This is a genomic window from Rhodococcus sp. T2V (genome assembly GCF_029269925.1).
GTDB classification, from domain to species: Bacteria; Actinomycetota; Actinomycetes; order Mycobacteriales; family Mycobacteriaceae; genus Rhodococcus_F; species Rhodococcus_F koreensis.
The window spans coordinates 1-1455 of sequence record NZ_JARJBD010000287.1; the positions used below are offsets into that span (position 1 = coordinate 1).

Genomic DNA, 1455 nt, shown 5'->3' on the forward strand with positions numbered 1-1455 from the left:
ACGACGAGGGCCCGCACAGAGACTGTGCGGGCCCTCGTCGGTGTTCGGGTCAGAAGTTGATCATGTGTCCGGCGAGGCCGTGGATGGCCTCCTGCAGGGCTTCGGACAGCGTGGGGTGCGTGTGCACGTTGCGGGCCAGTTCGTTGACCGTGAGGTCCCACTTCTGCGCGAGGGTGAGCTCGGGCAGCAGCTCGGAGACGTCGGGGCCGATGAGGTGGCCACCGATCAGCTCACCGTACTTCGTGTCGGCGATCAGCTTGACGAAGCCGGTGGCATCGCCGAGGCCGTGCGCCTTGCCGTTGGCGGCGAACGGGAACGTTGCGACCTTGACGTCGTAGCCCTCGTCCTTGGCCTGCTGCTCGGTCAGACCGAAGCTGGCGACCTGCGGCTGGCAGAACGTCGCGCGCGGCATCATCCGGTAGTCGTCGATCGGCAGCGTCTCGGCGCCGGCGATCGTCTCGGCGGCCACCACGGCCTGCGCCTCGGCGACGTGCGCGAGCTGCAGCTTCATGGTGACGTCACCGATGGCGTAGATGTGCGGCACCGACGTCTGCATGGTGTCGGTGATGCCGATGGCGCCGCGGTCGGTGAGCTGCACACCGGTCTTCTCCAGGCCGTAGCCCTCGACGCGGGGTGCGAACCCGACGGACTGCATCACCTTGTCGACCACGACCGACTCGGTCTCGCCGGACTTGTTGTTCTTGATCGAGACGGTGACCTTGGAGCCGTCGTCGTCGATGCTCTGCACGGCGGCGCCGGTGATGACCTTGACGCCGAGCTTCTTGTACTGCTTCTCGATTTCCTTGGAGACGTCCGCGTCCTCGTTGGGCAGCGCGCGGTCGAGGAACTCGACGATGGTGACGTCGACTCCGTAGTTCTTCAGGACGTACCCGAACTCCATGCCGATGGCGCCGGCGCCGACGATGAGGATCGATCCGGGCAGGTCCCGGGTCATGATCTGCTCTTCGTAGGTGACGACGTTCTTGCTCAGCTCGGTGCCGGGCAGCAGCTTGGTGGTGCTGCCGGTGGCGATGATCGCGTTGTCGAACGTGATCGTCTCGGTGCCGCCCTTGGTGAGCGCGACCTCGATGGTGTTGGCGTCGGTGAAGGTGCCCTTGCCGTCGTACTCGGGGATCTTGTTCTTCTTCATCAGGAAGTGGATGCCCTTGACGCGGCCCTCGGCAACCTTGCGGCTGCGGTCGAACGCGGCGCCGAAGTCGAAGGACGCCTCACCCGAGATACCGAACAGCTTGGCCTCTTTTGTGAAGAGATGCGCAAGTTCGGCATTGCGGAGAAGAGCCTTCGAGGGGATGCAGCCCACGTTCAGGCACACACCACCCCAGTACTTCTGCTCGATGATGGCAGTGCTCAGTCCGAGTTGTGCCGCGCGGATAGCAGCGACGTACCCACCGGGACCGGCTCCGAGGACAACGACGTCATAGTGTGAGGTCACGG

At 64.7% G+C, this 1455-nt stretch carries 1 protein-coding gene; it reads right to left on the bottom strand.

The genetic code is table 11. The features are described from left to right. Window positions 1-49: 49 nt before the first annotated feature. Complete coding sequence (lpdA, locus tag P3H15_RS53930) at window positions 50-1453, bottom strand: dihydrolipoyl dehydrogenase (RefSeq protein ID WP_276144811.1); 1404 nt, start codon at window positions 1451-1453, stop codon at window positions 50-52. Window positions 1454-1455: the final 2 nt, after the last annotated feature.